14 protein-coding genes, 2 rRNA genes, 1 pseudogene and 1 riboswitch (1 of these 18 cut by a window edge) are annotated in these 21,081 nt (G+C 47.1%); of the genes and pseudogenes, 14 read left to right on the top strand and 3 right to left on the bottom strand.

The features are described 5' to 3' along the window. Together BXP28_RS13730 and rrf are read left to right on the top strand one after the other, a co-directional pair. Positions 1-2,651 (top strand): 23S ribosomal RNA (locus BXP28_RS13730) (it extends 330 nt beyond the left edge of the window). Positions 2,652-2,885: 234 nt separating this feature from the next. Further along, positions 2,886-3,002 (top strand): 5S ribosomal RNA (gene rrf, locus BXP28_RS13725). A 410-nt stretch (positions 3,003-3,412) separates the two neighbouring features. Here the strand turns inward: rrf and BXP28_RS13720 are convergent. The 3 genes and pseudogenes from BXP28_RS13720 to iolG all read right to left on the bottom strand — a co-directional run bounded on the left by BXP28_RS13720 (position 3,413) and on the right by iolG (position 6,490). Then, positions 3,413-4,420 carry a LacI family DNA-binding transcriptional regulator gene (locus BXP28_RS13720; RefSeq protein WP_023485290.1) on the bottom strand — a complete coding sequence of 336 codons (1,008 nt, stop codon included), beginning with the start codon at positions 4,418-4,420 and terminating at the stop codon, positions 3,413-3,415. Positions 4,421-4,613: 193 nt separating this feature from the next. Further along, a pseudogene (iolB, locus tag BXP28_RS13715) lies at positions 4,614-5,416 on the bottom strand (5-deoxy-glucuronate isomerase). A gap of 48 nt (positions 5,417-5,464) precedes the next feature. Then, positions 5,465-6,490: an inositol 2-dehydrogenase gene (gene iolG / locus BXP28_RS13710; protein ID WP_023485288.1), complete on the bottom strand. Its 1,026-nt coding sequence runs from the start codon at positions 6,488-6,490 to the stop codon at positions 5,465-5,467. Between the two features lie 347 nt (positions 6,491-6,837). On the opposite strand from iolG, the gene iolC reads away from it, so the two are divergent. From iolC to purS, 12 genes are all read left to right on the top strand, one after another. Next, complete coding sequence (gene iolC, locus BXP28_RS13705) at positions 6,838-7,872, top strand: 5-dehydro-2-deoxygluconokinase (RefSeq protein WP_046655206.1); 1,035 nt, start codon at positions 6,838-6,840, stop codon at positions 7,870-7,872. 18 nt (positions 7,873-7,890) lie between these two features. Continuing rightward, positions 7,891-9,342: a CoA-acylating methylmalonate-semialdehyde dehydrogenase gene (locus tag BXP28_RS13700; RefSeq protein WP_023485286.1), complete on the top strand. Its 1,452-nt coding sequence runs from the start codon at positions 7,891-7,893 to the stop codon at positions 9,340-9,342. 12 nt (positions 9,343-9,354) lie between these two features. Further along, positions 9,355-11,289, top strand: a complete 1,935-nt coding sequence (gene iolD / locus BXP28_RS13695; RefSeq protein ID WP_036655295.1) for a 3D-(3,5/4)-trihydroxycyclohexane-1,2-dione acylhydrolase (decyclizing) — start codon at positions 9,355-9,357, stop codon at positions 11,287-11,289. A 94-nt stretch (positions 11,290-11,383) separates the two neighbouring features. Further along, positions 11,384-12,280 (top strand): myo-inosose-2 dehydratase, encoded by an 897-nt coding sequence (gene iolE, locus BXP28_RS13690; RefSeq protein ID WP_023485284.1) that lies wholly within the window; start codon positions 11,384-11,386, stop codon positions 12,278-12,280. 26 nt (positions 12,281-12,306) lie between these two features. Then, the gene (locus BXP28_RS13685; RefSeq protein ID WP_023485283.1) at positions 12,307-13,374 is read left to right on the top strand and encodes a Gfo/Idh/MocA family oxidoreductase; all 1,068 of its coding nucleotides are present in this window, start codon (positions 12,307-12,309) and stop codon (positions 13,372-13,374) included. 39 nt (positions 13,375-13,413) lie between these two features. Further along, complete coding sequence (locus BXP28_RS13680) at positions 13,414-15,003, top strand: solute:sodium symporter family transporter (protein WP_023485282.1); 1,590 nt, start codon at positions 13,414-13,416, stop codon at positions 15,001-15,003. 114 nt (positions 15,004-15,117) lie between these two features. Next, positions 15,118-16,095 carry a carbon-nitrogen hydrolase family protein gene (locus tag BXP28_RS13675; protein WP_023485281.1) on the top strand — a complete coding sequence of 326 codons (978 nt, stop codon included), beginning with the start codon at positions 15,118-15,120 and terminating at the stop codon, positions 16,093-16,095. A gap of 323 nt (positions 16,096-16,418) precedes the next feature. Beyond that, positions 16,419-16,520: riboswitch (purine riboswitch) on the top strand. A gap of 129 nt (positions 16,521-16,649) precedes the next feature. Then, complete coding sequence (gene purE / locus BXP28_RS13670; RefSeq protein WP_036655292.1) at positions 16,650-17,135, top strand: 5-(carboxyamino)imidazole ribonucleotide mutase; 486 nt, start codon at positions 16,650-16,652, stop codon at positions 17,133-17,135. A gap of 104 nt (positions 17,136-17,239) precedes the next feature. Next, on the top strand, positions 17,240-18,427 hold the full coding sequence (gene purK / locus BXP28_RS13665) for a 5-(carboxyamino)imidazole ribonucleotide synthase (RefSeq protein ID WP_046655208.1): 1,188 nt from the start codon (positions 17,240-17,242) through the stop codon (positions 18,425-18,427). Between the two features lie 67 nt (positions 18,428-18,494). Further along, entirely contained in the window at positions 18,495-19,790 is a 1,296-nt protein-coding gene (purB, locus tag BXP28_RS13660; RefSeq protein WP_036655290.1) for an adenylosuccinate lyase, read from the top strand. A gap of 73 nt (positions 19,791-19,863) precedes the next feature. Then, positions 19,864-20,748, top strand: coding sequence for a phosphoribosylaminoimidazolesuccinocarboxamide synthase (locus BXP28_RS13655; RefSeq protein ID WP_036655288.1), 885 nt, complete (start codon positions 19,864-19,866; stop codon positions 20,746-20,748). Positions 20,749-20,838: 90 nt separating this feature from the next. Then, positions 20,839-21,081, top strand: a complete 243-nt coding sequence (purS, locus tag BXP28_RS13650; protein WP_023485276.1) for a phosphoribosylformylglycinamidine synthase subunit PurS — start codon at positions 20,839-20,841, stop codon at positions 21,079-21,081.

The raw sequence follows: 21,081 nt of genomic DNA, 5'->3' as shown, positions 1-21,081 counted from the left end.
CAGATTAGGCGAAGAGGTCTGGAAAGGCCTGCCACAGAAGGTAACAGCCCTGTAGCTGAAAGTCTGCTCTCTCCAAGGTGGATCCCGAGTACGGCGGGACACGGGAAACCCCGTCGGAATCCGGCAGGACCATCTGCCAAGGCTAAATACTCCCTAGCGACCGATAGTGAAGCAGTACCGTGAGGGAAAGGTGAAAAGCACCCCGGGAGGGGAGTGAAAGAGAACCTGAAACCGTGTGCTTACAAGAAGTCAGAGCCCTATGATTTTCTTCGGGAAATCAGGGTGATGGCGTGCCTTTTGTAGAATGAACCGGCGAGTTACGCTTGCATGCAAGGTTAAGGTGAAGAGCCGGAGCCGCAGCGAAAGCGAGTCTGAACAGGGCAAAGCATAAGCTTACGAAGTAGCAATACTTTGTATTGCTTGGAAGTATGCAGGCGTAGACCCGAAACCGTGTGATCTACCCCTGTCCAGGGTGAAGGTGAGGTAACACTCACTGGAGGCCCGAACCCACGAATGTTGAAAAATTCGGGGATGAGGTGGGGGTAGCGGAGAAATTCCAATCGAACTCGGAGATAGCTGGTTCTCCTCGAAATAGCTTTAGGGCTAGCCTCGGGTTAGAGTGATGGAGGTAAAGCACTGATTGGGTGCGGGGCCCGCCAAGGGTTACCAAGTCTAGTCAAACTCTGAATGCCATCCACTCGGTGCCCGGGAGTCAGACAGTGAGTGCTAAGATCCATTGTCAAGAGGGAAACAGCCCAGATCATCAGCTAAGGTCCCCAAGTGTGTGTTAAGTGGGAAAGGATGTGGAGTTGCACAGACAACCAGGATGTTGGCTTAGAAGCAGCCACCATTTAAAGAGTGCGTAATAGCTCACTGGTCGAGTGACTCTGCGCCGAAAATGTAACGGGGCTAAATACACCACCGAAGCTATGGGTCCTAATTAAGGGCAGTAGGGGAGCGTTCCAAGCAGCATAGAAGGTTGACCGTGAGGACAGCTGGAGCGCTTGGAAGTGAGAATGCCGGTATGAGTAACGAAAAGATCAGTGAGAATCTGATCCGCCGAAAGCCTAAGGGTTCCTGAGGAAGGTTCGTCCGCTCAGGGTAAGTCGGGACCTAAGGCGAGGCCGAAAGGCGTAGTCGAAGGACAACAGGCAGAAATTCCTGTACCACCAAACACCGCTATGAGCGATGGGGTGACACAGTAGGGTAGGGACGCAAGCTGATGGAAGTGCTTGTCCAAGCAGTGAGGCTGGTGTGCAGGCAAATCCGCACACGATGAAAGCCGGGCTGTGACGGGGAGTGAAAATAGCAGTAGCGAAGGTCTTGATCTCACACTGTCAAGAAAAGCCTCTAGCCAGGTGCAGGTGCCCGTACCGCAAACCGACACAGGTAGGCGAGAAGAGAATTCTAAGGCGCGCGGAAGAACTCTCGTTAAGGAACTCGGCAAAATGACCCCGTAACTTAGGGAGAAGGGGTGCCCCGGTAGAGTGAATAGCTCGAGGGGGCCGCAGTGAATAGGCCCAAGCGACTGTTTAGCAAAAACACAGGTCTATGCGAAGCCGCAAGGCGAAGTATATGGGCTGACGCCTGCCCGGTGCTGGAAGGTTAAGGGGAGTGGTTAGGGCTTAAGGCCCGAAGCTATGAACCGAAGCCCCAGTAAACGGCGGCCGTAACTATAACGGTCCTAAGGTAGCGAAATTCCTTGTCAGGTAAATTCTGACCCGCACGAATGGCGTAACGACTTGGGCGCTGTCTCAACGAGAGATCCGGTGAAATTTTAATACCTGTGAAGATGCAGGTTACCCGCGACAAGACGGAAAGACCCCATGGAGCTTTACTGCAGCTTGATATTGGACTTTGGTACGATCTGTACAGGATAGGTGGGAGCCTAAGAAGCCGGAGCGCCAGCTTCGGTGGAGGCAGCGTTGGGATACCACTCTGATCGTATCGGAGTTCTAACCCGGGACCGTGAACCGGTTCGGGGACAGTGTCAGGTGGGCAGTTTGACTGGGGCGGTCGCCTCCTAAAGAGTAACGGAGGCGCCCCAAGGTTCCCTCAGAATGGTTGGAAATCATTCGAAGAGTGCAAAGGCAGAAGGGAGCTTGACTGCGAGACCTACAAGTCGAGCAAGGACGAAAGTCGGGCTTAGTGATCCGGTGGTACCGCATGGAAGGGCCATCGCTCAACGGATAAAAGCTACCCTGGGGATAACAGGCTTATCTCCCCCAAGAGTCCACATCGACGGGGAGGTTTGGCACCTCGATGTCGGCTCATCGCATCCTGGGGCTGAAGTAGGTCCCAAGGGTTGGGCTGTTCGCCCATTAAAGCGGTACGCGAGCTGGGTTCAGAACGTCGTGAGACAGTTCGGTCCCTATCTGTCGTGGGCGCAGGAAATTTGAGAGGAGCTGTCCTTAGTACGAGAGGACCGGGATGGACGTACCGCTGGTGTACCAGTTGTTCCGCCAGGAGCACAGCTGGGTAGCTATGTACGGAAGGGATAAGCGCTGAAAGCATCTAAGCGTGAAACCCGCCTCAAGATGAGATTTCCCAAGTAGTAAGACCCCTTGAAGACGACGAGGTAGATAGGTTGGGGGTGGAAGCGCAGCAATGCGTGGAGCTGACCAATACTAATCGGTCGAGGGCTTATCCTAAAGAAACAACTGTTCTAAGTACACTTTGCTTCGCTGCTAGTTTTCAGGGTGCAAGAGGCTGGTTCAAGCTGCATGCCTTTTCTAAGGCAGGATATTTTCTCGCAGCCTGATCGAAGCAGTAACGCTTCGAAAAATCCGATCTGAATGGTCATATTTTGCTTCGCAAAAATGGTAGTCTAAGGTAGGATATTTTCTCGCAGTCTGATCGAAGAAGCAATGCTTCGAAAAATCCGGTTTGGTGACGATAGCGGAAGGGAACCACGCGTACCCATCCCGAACACGGCCGTTAAGCCTTCCAGCGCCGATGGTACTTGGACCGAAGGGTCCTGGGAGAGTAGGACGTTGCCAAGCAACAAGAAGTCTTCCTGACTTGTTTCAGGGAGGCTTTTTGTTTTATGTCTACACTTACAACTAATTATATTTCCTATGGCTCCGATTTTTCTCATCTAGAGACATAGAACTATATCAGAAACCAACTACTCTTATGGTAAAGATTGTCCAGAATTGTTTTCCGGCCACCAGCATAAGGGAAGATAAGCCAATCTACCGAAATCCCCGACGAAAAAAGGACAGTGAAAGTCACCTGTCCTAAGAATCATTTATCAACTCTTTTTGTTACCAGTTTTATTACGAACAAATAATATAGAGATACAAACATAATAAATAACCGTAATAACAAGGACTTCATTCCAACTGGTTGATTTGCCAAAAATAAAATCGTTCCCTTATGTTTTTAAAATCGAAACCAATCAATATCTACATTAAGATTGTTGTTCTAAAAGCCGCGAGGAAAGTCCTAGAACCAATTGAGGGTGAAAAACAATCTTTTGTTTTGGCACATCAGGCTTTTCGGATTGGCGCAGCAGTAGTTGAACCGTTTCCCTTGCCATTTCTTGAATCGGTTGAGAAATTGTGGTCAATCGGGGTATCACGATTTTGGACAGAATCGTATCGTCAAATCCGATGATGGATAAATCTTCAGGAACACGCAGTGCTGATTGTTGAGCCGCTTGCAGGGCACCTATGGCCAGCAGGTCATTGCAAGCAAATAGAGCTGTAGGGCGCTCTTTCATTGCAAATATGCGTGATGTTCCTTCAAAGGCTTCCTGAATAGAAGAATTCACCCTTACAATCCAATCGTTAATAACAGGAATCCCGGCATCACTCATAGCTTGCTTTGCTCCTTGCAAACGGTAGTCGCCACTTGGACTATCCTCCGTGACTATACCGATGCGGATGTGATTTAAGGAAGCGAGATGCTGAATGGCCTGATATCCGCCTTTACAATCATCGACGGTAACTGTATGCATAGATAAGGATGGGATATCTTTAGAAAACAAGACTACCGGAAAATCGTCGGCAATACTGTCCCGGAACAATGACCAATCTGAAAATTGACAGGCAACGATAAGTCCATCGATTTGCTTGCGCTGCATCAATGAGATATATTCAAGGCCTTTGCGGTCCTTGTTATCAGTACTGCACATGACGATACTATAACCGGAAGCTTGGGCCTGATCCTCCAGATTGCGGGCAACCTCCGCGAAGAACGGGTTTGCGAGGTCCGGGATCAGCAGCCCAAAGGTGGATGTTTTTTTTCCGGTAAGCGCGGAAGCTACAACGCTTGGCTGATATTGAAGTTCTTTCATGGTATGAAGAACACGCTCCCGTGTTTTTTCACTGATATTTCCGGTTTGATTGATTACTTTAGATACAGTGGCGATGGAGACACCAGCTGATTTGGCAACGTCATAAATGGTTGATTTCATCTCTTACTCCTCTACCTGCATTCATTCCATAATTACTTATGTTTCTTTATTCATTATAGACAACAAAAGGAGAATGGACTATCCCCATTCTCCTTAGACTGTTTGATCAAGTTTTGATCCTGCTGTTCTGCTAATAAGATGAAAATTTCCCATATTTCACTTTCCAATTAACTTAACAATCTAATTGGCCAATCTACCTGGCAAATAGCCATTCATGGTCTGAGTCGTTATGGAATTTCCATGTCCGGACAGGACCTGCCATTACGTTTAAATAATAGGAATCGTAACCTGGAGGAGCCGATACAGGATGATATCCTTCGGGAACTAATACAACATGCCGGTTAGGAACGGCTAACGTCTCGTCAAGCGAGCGGTCATCCGTATAAACGCGCTGCATAACAAAGCCTTGTCCAGGATTTACTTCATGGTAATAGGTCTCTTCCAGATATGATTCATGCGGTAAACGGTCGCGGTCATGTTTATGCGGAGGATAACTCGACCAATGTCCCGCCGGTGTAAATACTTCTACCACCAGCAAGCTGTCCGCCTCTTTCTGCTCGGGCAATATGTTATGAATATGCCGCTGAGTACTTCCGGATCCCCGCGTTTCAACACCAACATCTTCAGGAGCGATTAACCTGGCTGGATAGGTTCCTTTTCCCGGTGCTAAGCAAACGGCCAATTCCAATGGCGTCTCGGCCTTAACTGTATAGCAGTCATTGTTAGGCACATAAACAGAGTAAGGGGAATCTGTTCGAATACACTCATTCTTTGTCCGAACAGGCCGAACGTTTGCTCCTTTGTACTAATTGTTGCTTTCCCGCTCAACAAAACCAGGCAGGCTTCCTGATCCTTCGTCTCCCGCTGCAAGGTCTCTCCTGGGCACAAAGAGTACACTTCAAAACCGACATATCTCCATCCCGCATTTTGGGGCGTTACGGATATAATCTTTCCATGTTCATCTCTTGGTTCGGGTTTGACCATTAATTTAGACATTTGTAAACCTCCTTACTGAATGTATCATAAATTTCTCTATTTTATTGTTTATGTGTTTATAACCGGTGTTTTGAGTTCAAGAGTAACGGGGTGCCGGCAAACAAGTGATTCTTTTGCCGCCCGGGCTATTCTTTCAGCCTGTAATCCATCGTTGGCATTACATACGATAGGTTCGTTAAATAGGATAGAACGGACGAAGTCCCGAACTTCCTGGATATAGGCCTGTGTATACCGTTCCAAAAAGAAAAAAAGCGGCTTATCCATCTCTACTCCGTCAGAGGTTGCTACAACGGCTGTAGACGGGCGTTCATTGTTTATAGATACACACCCTTTTGAACCGAAAGCTTCCAAACGTTGATCATAGCCATACACTGCCTTGCGGCTGTTTTCTATAACACCTAATGCACCATTAGCAAAACGAAGGTTGATCACAGCTGTGTCAATATCGTTTAACTCTCCAATTTTCGGGTCGATCAGATTGGCCCCCTGTGCGTAGACTTCAACCACTTCACTTTGCATGACATAACGGGCCATGTCGAAATCATGTATCGTCATATCCATGAACAGACCGCCCGATTTGGACACATATTCAGGTGAAGGCGGTTCAGGGTCACGGGATGTTATGCGCAGCAAATGTGGAATTCCAATCGTGCCCGCCTGTACAACATCCCGTGCTTTTTTGAAATTAAGGTCAAAACGCCGGTTAAAGCCGACCTGCATCTTGATTCCGGCTTTTTCAACTGCTTCCAAAGCCTGTCTTGTTGTTTCCACAGAGAAACTAATTGGTTTTTCGCAAAATATGTGTTTACCTGCTTCAGCGGCCTCTTGAATGATCGAAGCATGAGTGCTGGTTGGCGAACAGATAAAAACTGCCTGAATATCCGGGTCATTTAATAAGTCACGGTAATCATTCGTTATAACGGGGATGTTTAATTCAGAAGCCCAGTTATCCAGCCCTGAAATACATACATCCGAAATGGCACGTACACGTACATGACTCATTTGCTGAATATTAGCTGCATGAAGTTTTCCAATTCGTCCCGCACCGATAATCCCAACTTGAAGCATAAACATCCCTGCTTTCCGTCAAATTGTTCAATTTAGGGAAAGCGCTTAACTCACTTTTACTATACGTGATAATAGAATTATTAGCAAGAAGAAAACTATGTGAAAAATAGGACGAATGGCTGAAAATTCAATAATAAAGAAAACATTTCTAATATGTAAGAATAGATAATTGTGAAAAAAAGAACTTTAAAACTCATTTAAAAAAGCGTTTACATTCCCGAAAAAATGTGATTATAATTAGCCATAAGGTAAGCGCTTAACCCATTTTGCACAAACCTGCAATATCAACTTAACGTTACTTGAGGCTTTACATATTAAAGTTTGAAGCAAAACAGGCGGAGGTGCTGACAGACGTGAGTGCATTAACATTTCCGGTAAATCGGAAGTTGGATTTAATAGCGGTCGGAAGACTATGTATTGATTTAAATGCGAACGAAATCAACAAGCCTATGGAAAAGACGAGAACATTTACTAAGTATGTTGGGGGGTCCCCGGCGAATATCGCTGTCGGGGCAGCCAATCTTGGCTTAAAGAGCGGTTTTATCGGAAAGCTGGCGAATGACCAGATGGGACGTTACATCAAGCAATATTTGATAGAAAAATTAATTGATACATCACAGTTAGCGGTGGATAATACGGGGGCTATAACCGGTCTTGCTATTACCGAAATCAAAAGTCCGACCGATTGCAGTATTTTGATGTACCGGGATAATGTGGCTGATTTGCTGCTGAAACCGGATGAAGTATCCGAGGAATATATCAGTCAATCTAAGGCTCTGCTTATTTCTGGAACGGCACTAGCAGCCAGTCCTTCACGTGAAGCGGTTTTTGTTGCACTGGAATATGCTCGCAAACATAACGTATTCGTATTCTTTGATTTGGATTATCGCCCTTACACTTGGAACAATGTTGCTGAAACTTCAATCTATTATCAGCTGGCGGCGGAAAAAAGCGATTTCATTATTGGTACGCAGGAAGAATTCGACATGATGGAGAAATTCGCCGGCCACCAGGTTAATGATAAGCTAACCGCTGAAAAATGGTTTCAACATCATGCTAAAGTCGTCCTTATTAAGCATGGTTCGGAAGGTTCCATCGCTTACACAAGAGAAGGGAATGCATATAGAGGCGGTATTTTCAAAACGAAGGTCCTTAAAACATTCGGTGCAGGAGACTCCTATGCCTCTGCTATGATCTATGGTCTGATGCAAGGCTGGGAACTGCCGCGGGCGATGGAATACGGCAGTGCTTCCGCTGCCATCGTTATTTCCCGTCACAGCTGCTCTGAGGCTATGCCTACACGGGAGGAATTGGATTCGTTTATTGCAAACGGCGAGTATAAGCGATTGAGCAGGATGAAAACCCCGATAAAAAATAAATGGGAATAGAGAGAGGAGAAATGGAAGATGGCAATAGGAAAAATTATTCAAAACTATATCGGCGGGGAATGGAAGGAATCGACTTCGGGTAAAACCGAGCCTGTTTATAATCCGGCAACGGGTGAAATTATTGCTCACGTGCCATTGTCCAGCACAGAAGAACTGAATGAGGCGGTTGAAACGGCTGCAAAGGCGTTTCAGACTTGGTCATGTACGGCTGTTCCGCGCCGGGCCCGCATCATGTTCAAATATCAGCAGCTTCTGGTTGAGCATTGGGACGAACTGGCGAATCTCATCACCCTAGAGAACGGAAAAAATTGCAAAGAAGCTTATGGTGAGGTACAGCGGGGAATTGAATGTGTGGAGTTTGCGGCAGGGGCTCCGACGCTTATGATGGGCAAGCAGTTACCTAACATCGCTACAAATATCGAATCGGGAATGTACCGCTATCCAATCGGCGTCGTTGGCGGAATCACTCCTTTTAACTTTCCTATGATGGTACCATGCTGGATGTTCCCTCTTGCTATTGCTTGTGGAAACACCTTTGTGCTCAAGCCTTCAGAACGCACACCGCTGCTAACCTGCCGTCTGGCAGAACTGATGGAAAAAGCGGGTTTGCCCGCAGGTGTACTCAACATCGTACACGGAGCCCATGATGTGGTAAATGGTTTGCTTGACCACAAGAAAGTGAAGGCCGTTTCCTTCGTTGGTTCACAACCTGTCGGCGAATATGTATATAAACGCGGAACGGCGAATCTGAAACGGGTACAGGCGTTGACGGGCGCGAAAAATCACTCGATTGTGATGGAAGATGCCGATCTGGATCAGGCCGCAACCCAAATTATGAATGCCGCCTTTGGTTCTGCCGGGGAGAGATGCATGGCTTGTTCAGTGGTGCTGGTACAGGAAACTGTTGCAGACAAATTGATTTCTAAGCTGACCGAGGCAGCAGATGAGCTAATCATAGGGAACGGGGCCCAGGAAAACGTCTTCCTTGGTCCTGTTATCCGTGACTCCCATAAGGAGCGTACAATTGGCTACATTAAATCCGGTATTGAGGAAGGAGCGCGTCTGGTAAGGGATGGGCGGAAGGATGCTGAGTCACACAAGGAAGGCTACTTTATAGGGCCAACCATTTTTGATAACGTAACACAGCAGATGAAGATCTGGAAGGATGAAATTTTTGCCCCGGTGCTCTCTATTGTCCGTATAAAAGGTCTTGATGAAGCGATTGACTGGACGAATGAATCCTGTTTTGCAAACGGTGCATGCATCTTTACAAAAAGTGGAGCTTATATGCGCCAATTCCGTGAAAATATTGACGCAGGCATGCTGGGCGTGAATGTGGGAGTGCCGGCGCCGATGGCATTCTTCCCGTTCTCCGGTTGGAAAGATTCCTTCTACGGGGATTTACATGCCAACGGAACGGATGGAGTGGAATTTTATACACGCAAAAAGATGGTTACAACACGCTGGTAAGGAGGGATATGCTTGGAAACAATTCGATTAACTATGGCACAGGCGCTGGTCAAATTTCTCAACCAGCAGTATGTCGAATTTGACGGTGTGGAACATCGTTTCGTCAAAGGCATCTTTACGATATTCGGCCATGGAAACGTATTGGGACTGGGCCAGGCTCTTGAAGAGGACAGCGGCAGTCTTGAAGTATATCAGGGACGCAATGAGCAAGGAATGGCGCATGCTGCAGCGGCATTCGCCAAACAGAAGCGGCGCAAGGAGATTTGTGCCTGTACATCGTCAGTAGGTCCCGGTGCTGCGAATATGGTGGCGGCAGCAGCAACTGCTACGGCCAATCAGATTCCGGTATTATTGCTTCCCGGAGATACTTTCGCTTCGCGCCAGCCCGATCCGGTACTGCAGCAGATTGAACAGCCGAATGATTTTACCCTGTCAACGAATGATGCGTTCCGTCCGGTAAGCAGATATTGGGACCGTATCGTCCGTCCGGAACAACTCATGACGGCAATGATTCAGGCAATGCGCGTGCTGACGAACCCGGCGGATACCGGTGCTGTAACCATTGCCCTGCCGCAGGATGTTCAGGCAGAGGCATATGATTATCCGGTATCATTCTTTAAGAAACGGGTTCATCGTATAGACCGCCGTCCGCCGACAGAGCAGGCGATTGATGATGCAGTCCGGCTCATTTCGTATAAACGCAAACCCCTTATTATATGTGGCGGGGGTGTGCGATACTCCGAGGCGGGTGATGCTCTGCAAGCTTTCGCAGAAGCCTTCCGTATTCCGATTACGGAAACCCAGGCGGGCAAAAGCGCCGTACCTTGTTCCCATCCGCTTAACCTTGGCGGTATCGGCGTAACCGGTAATGCGGCAGCGAATGATATCGTGAGACAAGCGGATCTCATTATCGGAGTCGGCACAAGGTTTACCGATTTTACTACTGGTTCAAAGGAACTGTTCGGCTCTGCCGGGACAGATATTTTGACCGTGAACGTATCGGAGTTTCAGGCATTCAAGCTTGATGCGACACCGGTAGTAGCGGATGCCAAAGCAGCTCTTGCCGCTTTGCAGCAGCGTCTGGAAGCTATCGGATACACTACCGCTTACAAGACAGAGATCGAGGATGCACGCTCCAACTGGAACGAGGAATGGAAACGTCTTGCCGGAATCCAATACGATAAAATGACGTTTACTCCCGAGATTGCAGGGCATTTGGATGAAGTTCTGCCTGAATATGCGCAGACTTCAGGAAGTTTCTTGACCCAGACGCAAGTATTGGCGGCGTTGAACAGGCTGCTTGGAGAAAATGCGGTTATCGTTGGTGCATCGGGAAGCCTTCCCGGGGATTTACAGAGGATGTGGATGGCGGAGAAACCGCATACGTACCACATGGAGTACGGGTATTCGTGTATGGGATATGAGATCTCGGGGGCACTTGGTGTGAAGATGGCGGAACCGGAAAGGGAAGTTTACGCATTCTCAGGTGACGGAAGCTATCTGATGCTCCATTCCGAGCTTGTCACAAGTATCCAAGAGGGACAGAAGATCAATGTGCTGTTATTTGATAATATCGGATTCGGCTGTATTAACAACCTGCAGATGGGTAACGGCATGGGCAGCTTCGGTACCGAATTCCGAGCCCGGAACAAGTCGACAGGCAAATTGGACGGGCCGCTTGTCAGCATCGATTTCGCCCGGAGTGCAGCTGGTTACGGTGTAGCGACCTATACAGTGCGTACACTCGAGGAATTGGAGCAGGCAATAGCAGCAGCAAAGCAGCAGACGGTATCTACGCTTATCGACATTAAAATACTGCCGAAAACGATGACGAAAGGCTACGGAACCTGGTGGAATGTCGGCGTAGCGGAAGTTTCAGCGAAACAGCAAATCGCCCAGGCGAGGGAAGAACGCCATCGTATCCTACAGCGAGCAAGACGTTATTAAACAGGAAAAAACAAATAAGGGTTATTGGCAGGGACGGGTTGTATAAACATAAAAACATGGGCAGTCCGGCCCTTGCCAAAGGGAGGAATATAGCATGTTTGCAACAGGAAGCGTGAAGATCGGAATTGCGCCAATCGCTTGGACGAACGACGATATGCCCGAACTTGGCGGGGAGAATACGTTTGAGCAATGTGTGAGCGAAATGGCACTTGCAGGCTATAAAGGGACGGAGATAGGGAATAAATATCCGCGTAATGTAAGCATTTTGCGAGAAAAGCTCCGATTGCGTAATTTGGAGGTGGCCAGTGCCTGGTTCAGTGCTTTCTTAACAATAAAGCCCTTGGAAGAGACAGTGTCCGCGTTCATTCAACACCGCGATTTCCTGCACGAGATGGGAGCGGATGTGATTGTTATATCCGAGCAGGGACACAGTATTCAAGGCTATATGAATACGCCTGTTTTCGATAATAAGCCAATATTTGACAATGAAGATTGGAAGCGCTTAACAAGCGGATTGCATACTCTTGGAGAACTGGCCCGGGAAAAAGATATGCATATTGTATATCACCATCATATGGGAACTGGGATTCAAACGACAGAGGAAATTATCCGGCTGATGGAAGGTACGAATCCGGATTTGGTTTCATTGCTTTATGATACAGGACACCTTGTTTTTTCGGGTGAAGATCCTTTGGAAATATTGACCCGCTATATGCACAGGATCAAGTATGTCCATCTGAAAGATGTTCGTCATGATATCGCAATTCACGTGCGGAAGGAAAAGCTCAGTTTTCTGCAGGCGGTCAGGGAAGGAGTATTTACCGTTCCGGGAGACGGTACCGTAAACTTTGTCCCGGTATTCGAAGCTTTATCCGCCGCTTCTTACCGGGGATGGATGATCGTAGAAGCGGAACAGGACCCTGACAAAGCGAATCCATTCGAATACGCGTTAAAGGCAAGGGATTATATTTTACAGCAAGCAGGCATATAAACCAGGAGAAAAGAGGCTGACTTATTATGGGGAGCAACAAATGTGTATCGGTAGGACTGGTAGGTTTGGGGCGGTTGGGACGCCAGCATGCGGAGAATCTGGCATTCCGTATTCCTAACTGCAGGCTGGCAGCGGTTTGCAGCATAAAGACGGAAGAGGTCGCGGAAACCAAGACACAGCTCGGGGTACCTTACGGCTATACCGATTATGAGGAGATGCTGCAGAATAAAGAACTGGATGCGATTGTAATCGCCTCACCGTCCTCCTATCACTGTGAGCAAATTGAGAAGGCTCTTGCTGCAGGTTTTCATGTATTTAGTGAAAAACCGCTTGGCCTGTACATGGAGGAAGCGCTTCGTGTACAAGAAGCGGTACACCGTTACCTGGAGCAAGTGTTTATGCTCGGTTTTATGCGCCGTTATGACAGATCCTATGCTTATGCCAAGCGGAAGATCGAAGCAGGGGCGATTGGTGAACCTGTACTCATCCGCTGCTACGGACTCGATCCTGCTCAGGCTATGCCCGGATTTTTGCAATTTGCAAAAAGCAATTATAGCGGTGGCCTGTTCCTCGATATGGCGATTCATGATCTAGATCTGGCCCGGTGGTATTTAGGTAATGAAGCGGAACAGGTCTGGGCAATCGGGGGTTCTCACCGATATACGGAACTGGCACAAATGCTGGATGCTGAAACAGGTGCTGCTCTGGTTAAATTCGGGGGAAATAAAATGGGGGTTTTTGTGGCCGGACGCAATTGCTCGTATGGCTATCATATTGAAACAGAAATCATTGGTACACATGGTACGCTGCGCATTGGTACAGTACCGGAAAAAAATCAAGTGGCGATCATGGATGACCGGGGTGTAGTACGCGAATGTGCAAACGGTTTTTTGGAAAGATTTGAGCAAGCTTACCTGGATGAAATTCATGAGTTTATCCGTTCTATTCTGGAAGGCCAGCAGCCGGAAGTAAAAGTGGAGGATGGAATGCTGTCAACAGCCCTCGGGTATGCATGCAAGGAATCGTTTGAAACAGGTGAATTGGTCAAGTTGAGCAATTTAACGGAGGGAATTTTACCGCACAAGGCAGGTTAAGCAAACAGATTTCCTTATACATGGAGAAGGAGGAGTTCCATGACCTATATTACCGTCATTACCTTTTTGCTGTATACCGGGATCGTTGCCTGGTATTCCTGGTACAAAACGCGCAGCATCAACTTGAACAGCTCGGACGGATACTTTCTTGGCGGACGTAGTCTAACAGGAGTTGTAATCGCTTTCTCTCTTCTTCTTACCAATCTGTCCACAGAGCAAATGGTTGGATTGAACGGGCAAAGCTATGCCACATCCATGGTTGTCATGGCGTGGGAAGTGACGTCTCCAATCGCACTTATATTTATGGCTTTTGTCTTTTTACCGAGATATTTGAAAACGGGGATCACGACGATTCCGGACTTTCTGGAACAGCGTTATGATTTACGGACCCGTCAGATTATTTCCGTGCTATTCCTCATCGGTTACGCCGTTGCTTATTTGCCTACGGTACTTTATTCCGGGGCGCTCGTACTGAATACAATTTTCAATATTTCCGACCTATTCGGTATAAGTGATTTCACTATTATTCTGTTTGTCTCTCTTGCAATCGGCATAACAGGTATAGCCTACGTCGTACTGGGCGGTTTACGGGCTTGCGCTCTTTCGGATACGCTGAACGGAGTCGGGCTGATTGTCGGAGGAATGCTTATTACGATTCTGGGATTATTCGCGCTTGGCGGAGGCAATTTCATGGACGGTATGCATACTTTGCTGCACAAAAATCCCGAAAAACTGAACTCGATCGGTGACAGTTCTTCTCCTGTACCCTGGGTGACCATCTGTGCGGGATTGCTCTTCAATAACCTGTTCTATTGGTGTACCAACCAGGCTATCGTTCAGCGGACTTTGGGGGCGAAGAACCTGAAAGAAGGGCAGAAAGGCGTACTGTACGCCGGCATGTTCAAAATTTTCGGAGCCTTCTACCTGGTACTGCATGGCATCATCGCTTATCATTTGTTCAATAACTCTCTGAACAATTCGGATATGGCTTATCCTTCTCTTGTCATTGAAGTACTGCCTACGGTATTATCCGGGTTTTTTGCAGCCGTTCTTTTCGGAGCCATTCTAAGCTCTTTTAACGGGGCACTCAATAGTTCTTTGACTTTGTTCATATTAGATATATATAAACCGATTTTTAAACCGGATGCCTCTGAAAAAGAACTTGTAAAGGCAGGTAGAATCTTTGCCGTTATACTGGGTGCAATAGCTGTAATCGTATCCCCGTTTATTTTGTATGCGCCTTCAGGATTGTATTATTACTTGCAGGAGATGTTCGGGTTTTATAATATCCCGATTATTGCTGCGGTAGTCGTCGGTTTCTTCAGCAAAAAGGTTCCGGCCATTGCTCCGAAGATCGCGCTTATAGTACATATCGTACTATATACTCTCTCGAAGTTTTATTTGGGTACGATCAATTTCCTGTATATTTTAAGCGTGCTGTTTCCGGTGTGCATCCTAGTTATGCTTATTGTCGGGAAGATTAAACCGCATGAGAAGGATTTCATACTGTATGAATCAGGCAAAGTTGATTTGACGCCATGGAAGCATGCCAAAGCATTTACAGTGGTCATGGTGCTTCTGATGATTGCTGTGTATGTAATTTTCTCACCTTGGGGGATAGCAGCTTAAAAGCGGTCGGATACTATTGTTCTAAAATATTTAACAAACCACGATTTAACCTAAGAAATGTATATGATAGTATTAAATTATAGTTAAATTATTACAAAATTAGGAGGTATTTCTATGGATCGTTACCCGAAATATCGCGCTGCAGCTGTTCAAGCTGCACCTATATACTTAGACTTAGATGCAACAGTTGAAAAATCTTGTCAATTAATTGATCAAGCTGCCTCTAATGGTGCGAAATTGGTCGCTTTTCCAGAAGCTTTTCTTCCCGGTTATCCTTGGTTTGCATTTATCGGACATCCAGAATATACAAGGGAATTCTATAAGACACTATATAAAAATGCTGTTGAAATTCCTAGTTTAGCTGTTCAAAAAATAAGTGAAGCAGCCAGAAGAAATGAAACTTACGTATGCATTTCTTGTAGTGAAAAGGACGGAGGCTCTTTATACTTGGCACAATTATGGTTTAACCCGAAGGGGGATTTAATTGGAAAACATCGAAAAATGCGAGCGTCTGTTGCTGAAAGACTTATCTGGGGGGATGGAAGCGGAAGCTTAATGCCTGTATTTGAAACGCAAATTGGTAATTTGGGAGGACTTATGTGTTGGGAGCATCAAGTACCCTTAGATTTACTTGCGATGAACTCGCAAAATGAGCAAGTACATGTAGCTTCTTGGCCGGGTTACTTTGATGACGAAATTTCAAGTCGATATTATGCAATATCAACTCAAACTTTCGTCTTAATGACCTCATCAATATACTCAGAAAAAATGAAAAACATGATTTGTTTAACACCGGAACAAAAAGAGTACTTCAATACATTTAAGAGTGGACATACTTGTATCTACGGACCAGATGGAGAACCAATAAGCGATATGGTCCCAGCAGAAACAGAGGGAATTGCGTATGCAGATATAGATATTGAAAAAATAATAGAATTTAAATATTACATTGATCCTGCCGGACACTATTCCAATCAAAGCTTGAGTATGAATTTTAATCAAACCCCTACACCTGTTGTTCATAAGTTTGGAGATAATAAAAATAAGAGTATCACCTATGAAGAAATTAATTTGTTAGTGGGTAGAGAGTAATAATTCAGCCCCGTACATTCCCAAGTTTTTCAGGATGCCTGCGAAACGACTTATAAAACATTTCAAAACCTTCGCCTTAAAAACGGGGAAGCGCCGGAATCCCCACGGTTCAAGCCAGACCAGTGATAAGACTCTTCATTTTAAAAACGAACAATAAATGGTATATTGGTTTAATTGTTCGTTTATTTGTTGACAATGTATTCTTGTACCTGTTACACTGAACCTGTCGGAGAAAATAAATCCGCTTTATTATTTACTTCATGAACCAATCATCTTATCTTGGATAATGCTGAGTTATTAAGATGATTCCCATCATTTGATCATTAATTTCATATAGGAAAACTCGTATAAATTCGGGAATATGGCCCGAAAGTCTCTACCCAGAAACCGTAAATTTTTGGACTACGAGAAGATAAGTACGGCAGACGCTGGCCAGGCGTTCCTGCTTACTTTGACATCTCCAAGTCCAGAAGATGAGAACCAGGTTCTTATCTCTGGACTTTCTTAATTTAGCAGCACTTTGCTGTTTATGGAAAAAGGAGTGGAGAATGAGAATGACAGCCAAAGTCGGAGTCATCATGGGCAGCCAATCGGATTGGGAGACAATGAAAACAGCATGTGAAATTCTGGATGAACTGGGCATCCCTTATGAAAAAAAGGTGGTCTCTGCCCATCGTACGCCTGATCTCATGTTCAGCTACGCAGAGTCGGCTAAAGAAAGAGGCCTGCGGGTCATCATAGCCGGAGCGGGAGGGGCAGCCCACTTGCCCGGGATGGTTGCCGCCAAGACGGAACTTCCGGTTGTCGGTGTTCCTGTAAAAAGCTCTGCTTTGAACGGATTGGATTCTCTGCTTTCAATCGTACAAATGCCGGCCGGCATCCCCGTAGCAACCGTGGCTATCGGACGTGCAGGAGCAGCCAATGCCGGACTGCTGGCGGCTCAAATCCTGGGAGCTTTTGATGAGGAAATAAGCTGCAGGGTTAGGGAGAGCAGAGAACGGACCCGGCAGCAAGTGCTGAAAGGCAGTGGACTATTATGAGCTTAAAACCGGAAACCCGTGAAGAAGCTTTGGAATCCGGCAGCTATCTTATAAATACGGATGCATTTGAAACCAGACAACATCCGGAAATAGTAACAGAAAAAATGGCAGCACCCATAAAAACGAAATCAGGCGAATCCGGTTCTGTTACCTTACCGGGCAGCACAATAGGTATCCTTGGTGGAGGCCAGTTAGGGAGAATGATGGCATTAGCCGGACGGAATATGGGATACCGCTTCGTAACCCTGGACCCTATTGAGGATGCCCCGTGCAGCCAGGTGGCCGACCGCCAAATAACCGCTTCTTACGAAGATAGGAAAGCCGCCAGGGAACTCGCCCATTCGGCAGATCTAATTACGTACGAATTTGAAAATGTAAATGCCGAAGTAACAGCACTTCTGGAAAGGGAAAGTCATGTTCCCCAGGGAAGCCGCCTGCTTTACCTGACCCAGCACCGGATTAGGGAGAAGCAGGCCATCGAGGCGGCAGGAGTGAAGGTAGCGCCCTACCGGCGAGTAACAACATACCCGGAACTGCTGGAAGCTATAGAGGCGCTTGGCCTTCCGGCCGTTCTCAAAACGGTAACGGGCGGATACGACGGAAAGGGCCAGAGGATGATCCGGAATCTGGAAGAAAGCAAACCGGCATTCACTGAGCTTAGCCGGATACATCATGAATTTGTTCTAGAAGCTTTCGTTCCCTTCTCCAAAGAACTCTCTATTATTGCAGCGCGAAATCAAAGAGGGGAGATCAAAGTTTTTCCTGTTGCGGAAAATACACATGTAAACCATATCCTCCATACGTCTGTAGTACCGGCCCGGATCCCTGGGGATGCACTAAAAAAAGCGGAGCAAATAGCTATGAAACTGGCAGGAGCGCTGGAGCTTGTGGGATTGCTTGCGGTAGAGCTGTTTTATACCGGGGATGGAGAACTTTACGTGAACGAATTGGCACCCAGGCCCCATAATTCCGGTCATTATACGATGGAAGCCTGCCGGACATCCCAATTCGAACAGCACATCCGGGCCATCTGCAATTTGCCGCTTGGATCGAGCGATTTAATTTCACCTGTAGTCATGGTAAATATTCTGGGAGAGCACCTGCAACCTCTGATACAATGGATAAGTCAGGCTGACCGGTTGCCTGCGGACCCGGATATGGAAATAAAGCTTCACTTGTACGGAAAACATGAAGCCAAACAAAAACGTAAAATGGGTCATCTCAATCTGATCGGAGCCTCACCGGAAGTCTGTTTCAGCTGGATGAAGAAGACAGGCATTTGGGGACAGTAACGAAAAGAAGGGAAGCAAGCGGCTGACCTGCAAAGAGAATTTAATGAAAGAACACGGAGGAGACATAATGCTTGAACGTTATACGAGACCCGAGATGGGACGTATCTGGACAGAAGAGAATAAATTCAAGGCCTGGCTGGAAGTTGAGATTTTGGCGTGTGAAGCGTGGGCTGAACTGGGTGTAATTCCTAAAGAGGACGCACGTAAATTAAGGGAGAATGCTTCTTTTGATCTGGAGCGCATTTATGAAATCGAGCAGGAAACCCGCCACGACGTAATTGCCTTTACCCGTACTGTATCGGAAAGTCTGGGAGATGAACGGAAATGGGTGCATTACGGGCTTACTTCTACGGATGTTGTCGATACGGCTCTTGGCTATCTGATAAAGCAGGCCAACGAAATTTTGGAACAGGACCTGATCCGCTTCATCGGGATTTTAAAAGAGAAAGCAATCCAGTATAAACATACCCCTATGATGGGCAGAACACACGGCGTGCATGCGGAACCTACTACTTTTGGTCTGAAAATGGCGCTATGGCATGAGGAAATGAAACGAAATCTGGAGCGATTCCGCTTTGCGGCCGACGGTGTACAGTACGGGAAAATTTCCGGAGCGGTAGGAACATACGCCAATATCGACCCGTTCGTAGAACGATACGTCTGTGAACGCCTGGGCACTAAACCGGCCCCTATCTCTACACAAACTCTTCAGCGCGACCGTCACGCCGAGTATATGGCTACACTAGCCCTGATTGCCACTTCCCTGGAAAAATTCGCAACCGAGGTTCGCGGGCTGCAAAAAAGTGAATTCCGCGAAGTCGAAGAGCCGTTTGCAAAAGGACAAAAAGGATCGTCAGCGATGCCTCATAAACGCAACCCGATAACCAGTGAAAATATTTGCGGTCTGGCCCGCGTGATTCGCGGTCATATGGTCTCCGCTTATGAGAATGTGCCTCTGTGGCATGAACGTGACATCTCCCATTCCTCTGTAGAGCGGATTATTTTACCTGATGCGACAATTTTGCTGAATTATATGCTGAACCGGTTCGGCAACACGATTCAAAACCTCACTGTTTTCCCGGAAAACATGCAGCGGAACATGCAGCGGACTTTCGGGTTACCTTTCTCCGGAAGAGTGATGACCAAACTGATCGATAAAGGATTCAGCCGCGAGCAGGCTTACGATACGGTTCAACCGAAGACAATGCAGGCCTGGGAAGAACAGCGCTCATTCCGTGAAATCATCGAACAGACTCCGGCCATTACCGAAGTGCTGACCGCGGAGGAAATAGCCGAATGCTTCGATCCAAGCTGGCATTTGAAGCATGTAGATACGATTTTCGAACGCTTGGGTTTGAACTAATTCAGACAACCGATAAATTCGGGTGGAAATAGGCAATCTTCCGAATTTGATATCGGGAATGGGAGAGGTGTATATGGCTTTGAATGAAGCATTATATTCGGCAGAGGGTCTTGTTAAGGCACCGCTTGTTCATAAAGGAAAAGTTCGTGAACTGTACGATTTGGGCGAGCATTACCTGATGGTTGTCACCGATCGGATATCCGCATTTGATTATGTGCTTCGTCCTGCCGTTCCCGGCAAGGGACGCATGCTTAACAGTCTGAGCGAATTCTGGTTTGGTACTACTGAAATGGCGATTGCAAACCATATGGTCCATACTGACCTTTCCCGGATTCAGGATATCATTCATGAACCGGAAAAGCTGCGGGGCCGTTTTATGGTGGTCAAGAAGGCAACCCGCATTCCCGTAGAATGCGTAGTTCGCGGTTACGTTACGGGCGGGGGCTGGAGGCAGTATGAACAAACCGGAATGATAAATGGCCAGAAGCTGCCGGAAGGACTGCGGAAAAATCAGGTTCTGGAGCACCCCATCTTTACCCCGGCGAAAAAAAATGACCAGGACCATGATGAAGACATTACTTTGGATGAAATGAGAAGCTGGCTGGGAGATAAGCTAACGGATCAACTGCTTAGCAAAAGTATCATGCTGTATGCACTGGCCCATACATTCTGTGACATGCGTGGCATTATTTTGGCAGATACGAAGCTGGAGTTCGGGTTTGTCGGGGATCAGATCATTCTGATTGACGAGCTGTTTACACCCGATTCATCCCGTTTCTGGGCAGAAGAGAAATATGGTCTGGACATCGAGATCGATTCCATGGATAAGGAGCCTGTCCGCACTTACCTGCAAGCATCCGGCTGGGATAGAAACAGTGAGCCCGGGGAGCTTCCGGCGGATGTGGTGGCGGATACGGCCCAACGGTATGAAAATATTGCCAGACGCCTGATTGATTAAGCGGCAATAAGCGGGAAGACCCGTATAACAGTGAAAAGACAATGGAATTGTTGATCCCGGGCAAGGGACCTGAGGGAGGAAGAAACCGTAATGAAGGCAACTGTTTATGTAACCATTAAGCAAAGTGTGCTGGATCCGCAGGGAAATGCTGTTCAAGACACTCTCCATTCCATGGGATTTGGGGAAGTGGCCAAAGTTAGGGTCGGCAAGTATTTGGAGCTTGATCTGCAGACGAAAAACCGGACAGAAGCTGAAGACCGTGTCAAAGCCATGTGCGAAAAGCTGCTGGCCAACACCGTCATCGAAGATTACCGTTTTGAATTGAACGATTAA

Origin of the sequence: Paenibacillus larvae subsp. larvae, assembly GCF_002003265.1 — a bacterium.
Taxonomy (GTDB): Bacteria; Bacillota; Bacilli; order Paenibacillales; family NBRC-103111; genus Paenibacillus_H; species Paenibacillus_H larvae.
The sequence above is the reverse complement of the archived record's forward strand: the minus strand, read 5'-3'. Positions and strand labels throughout refer to the sequence as shown.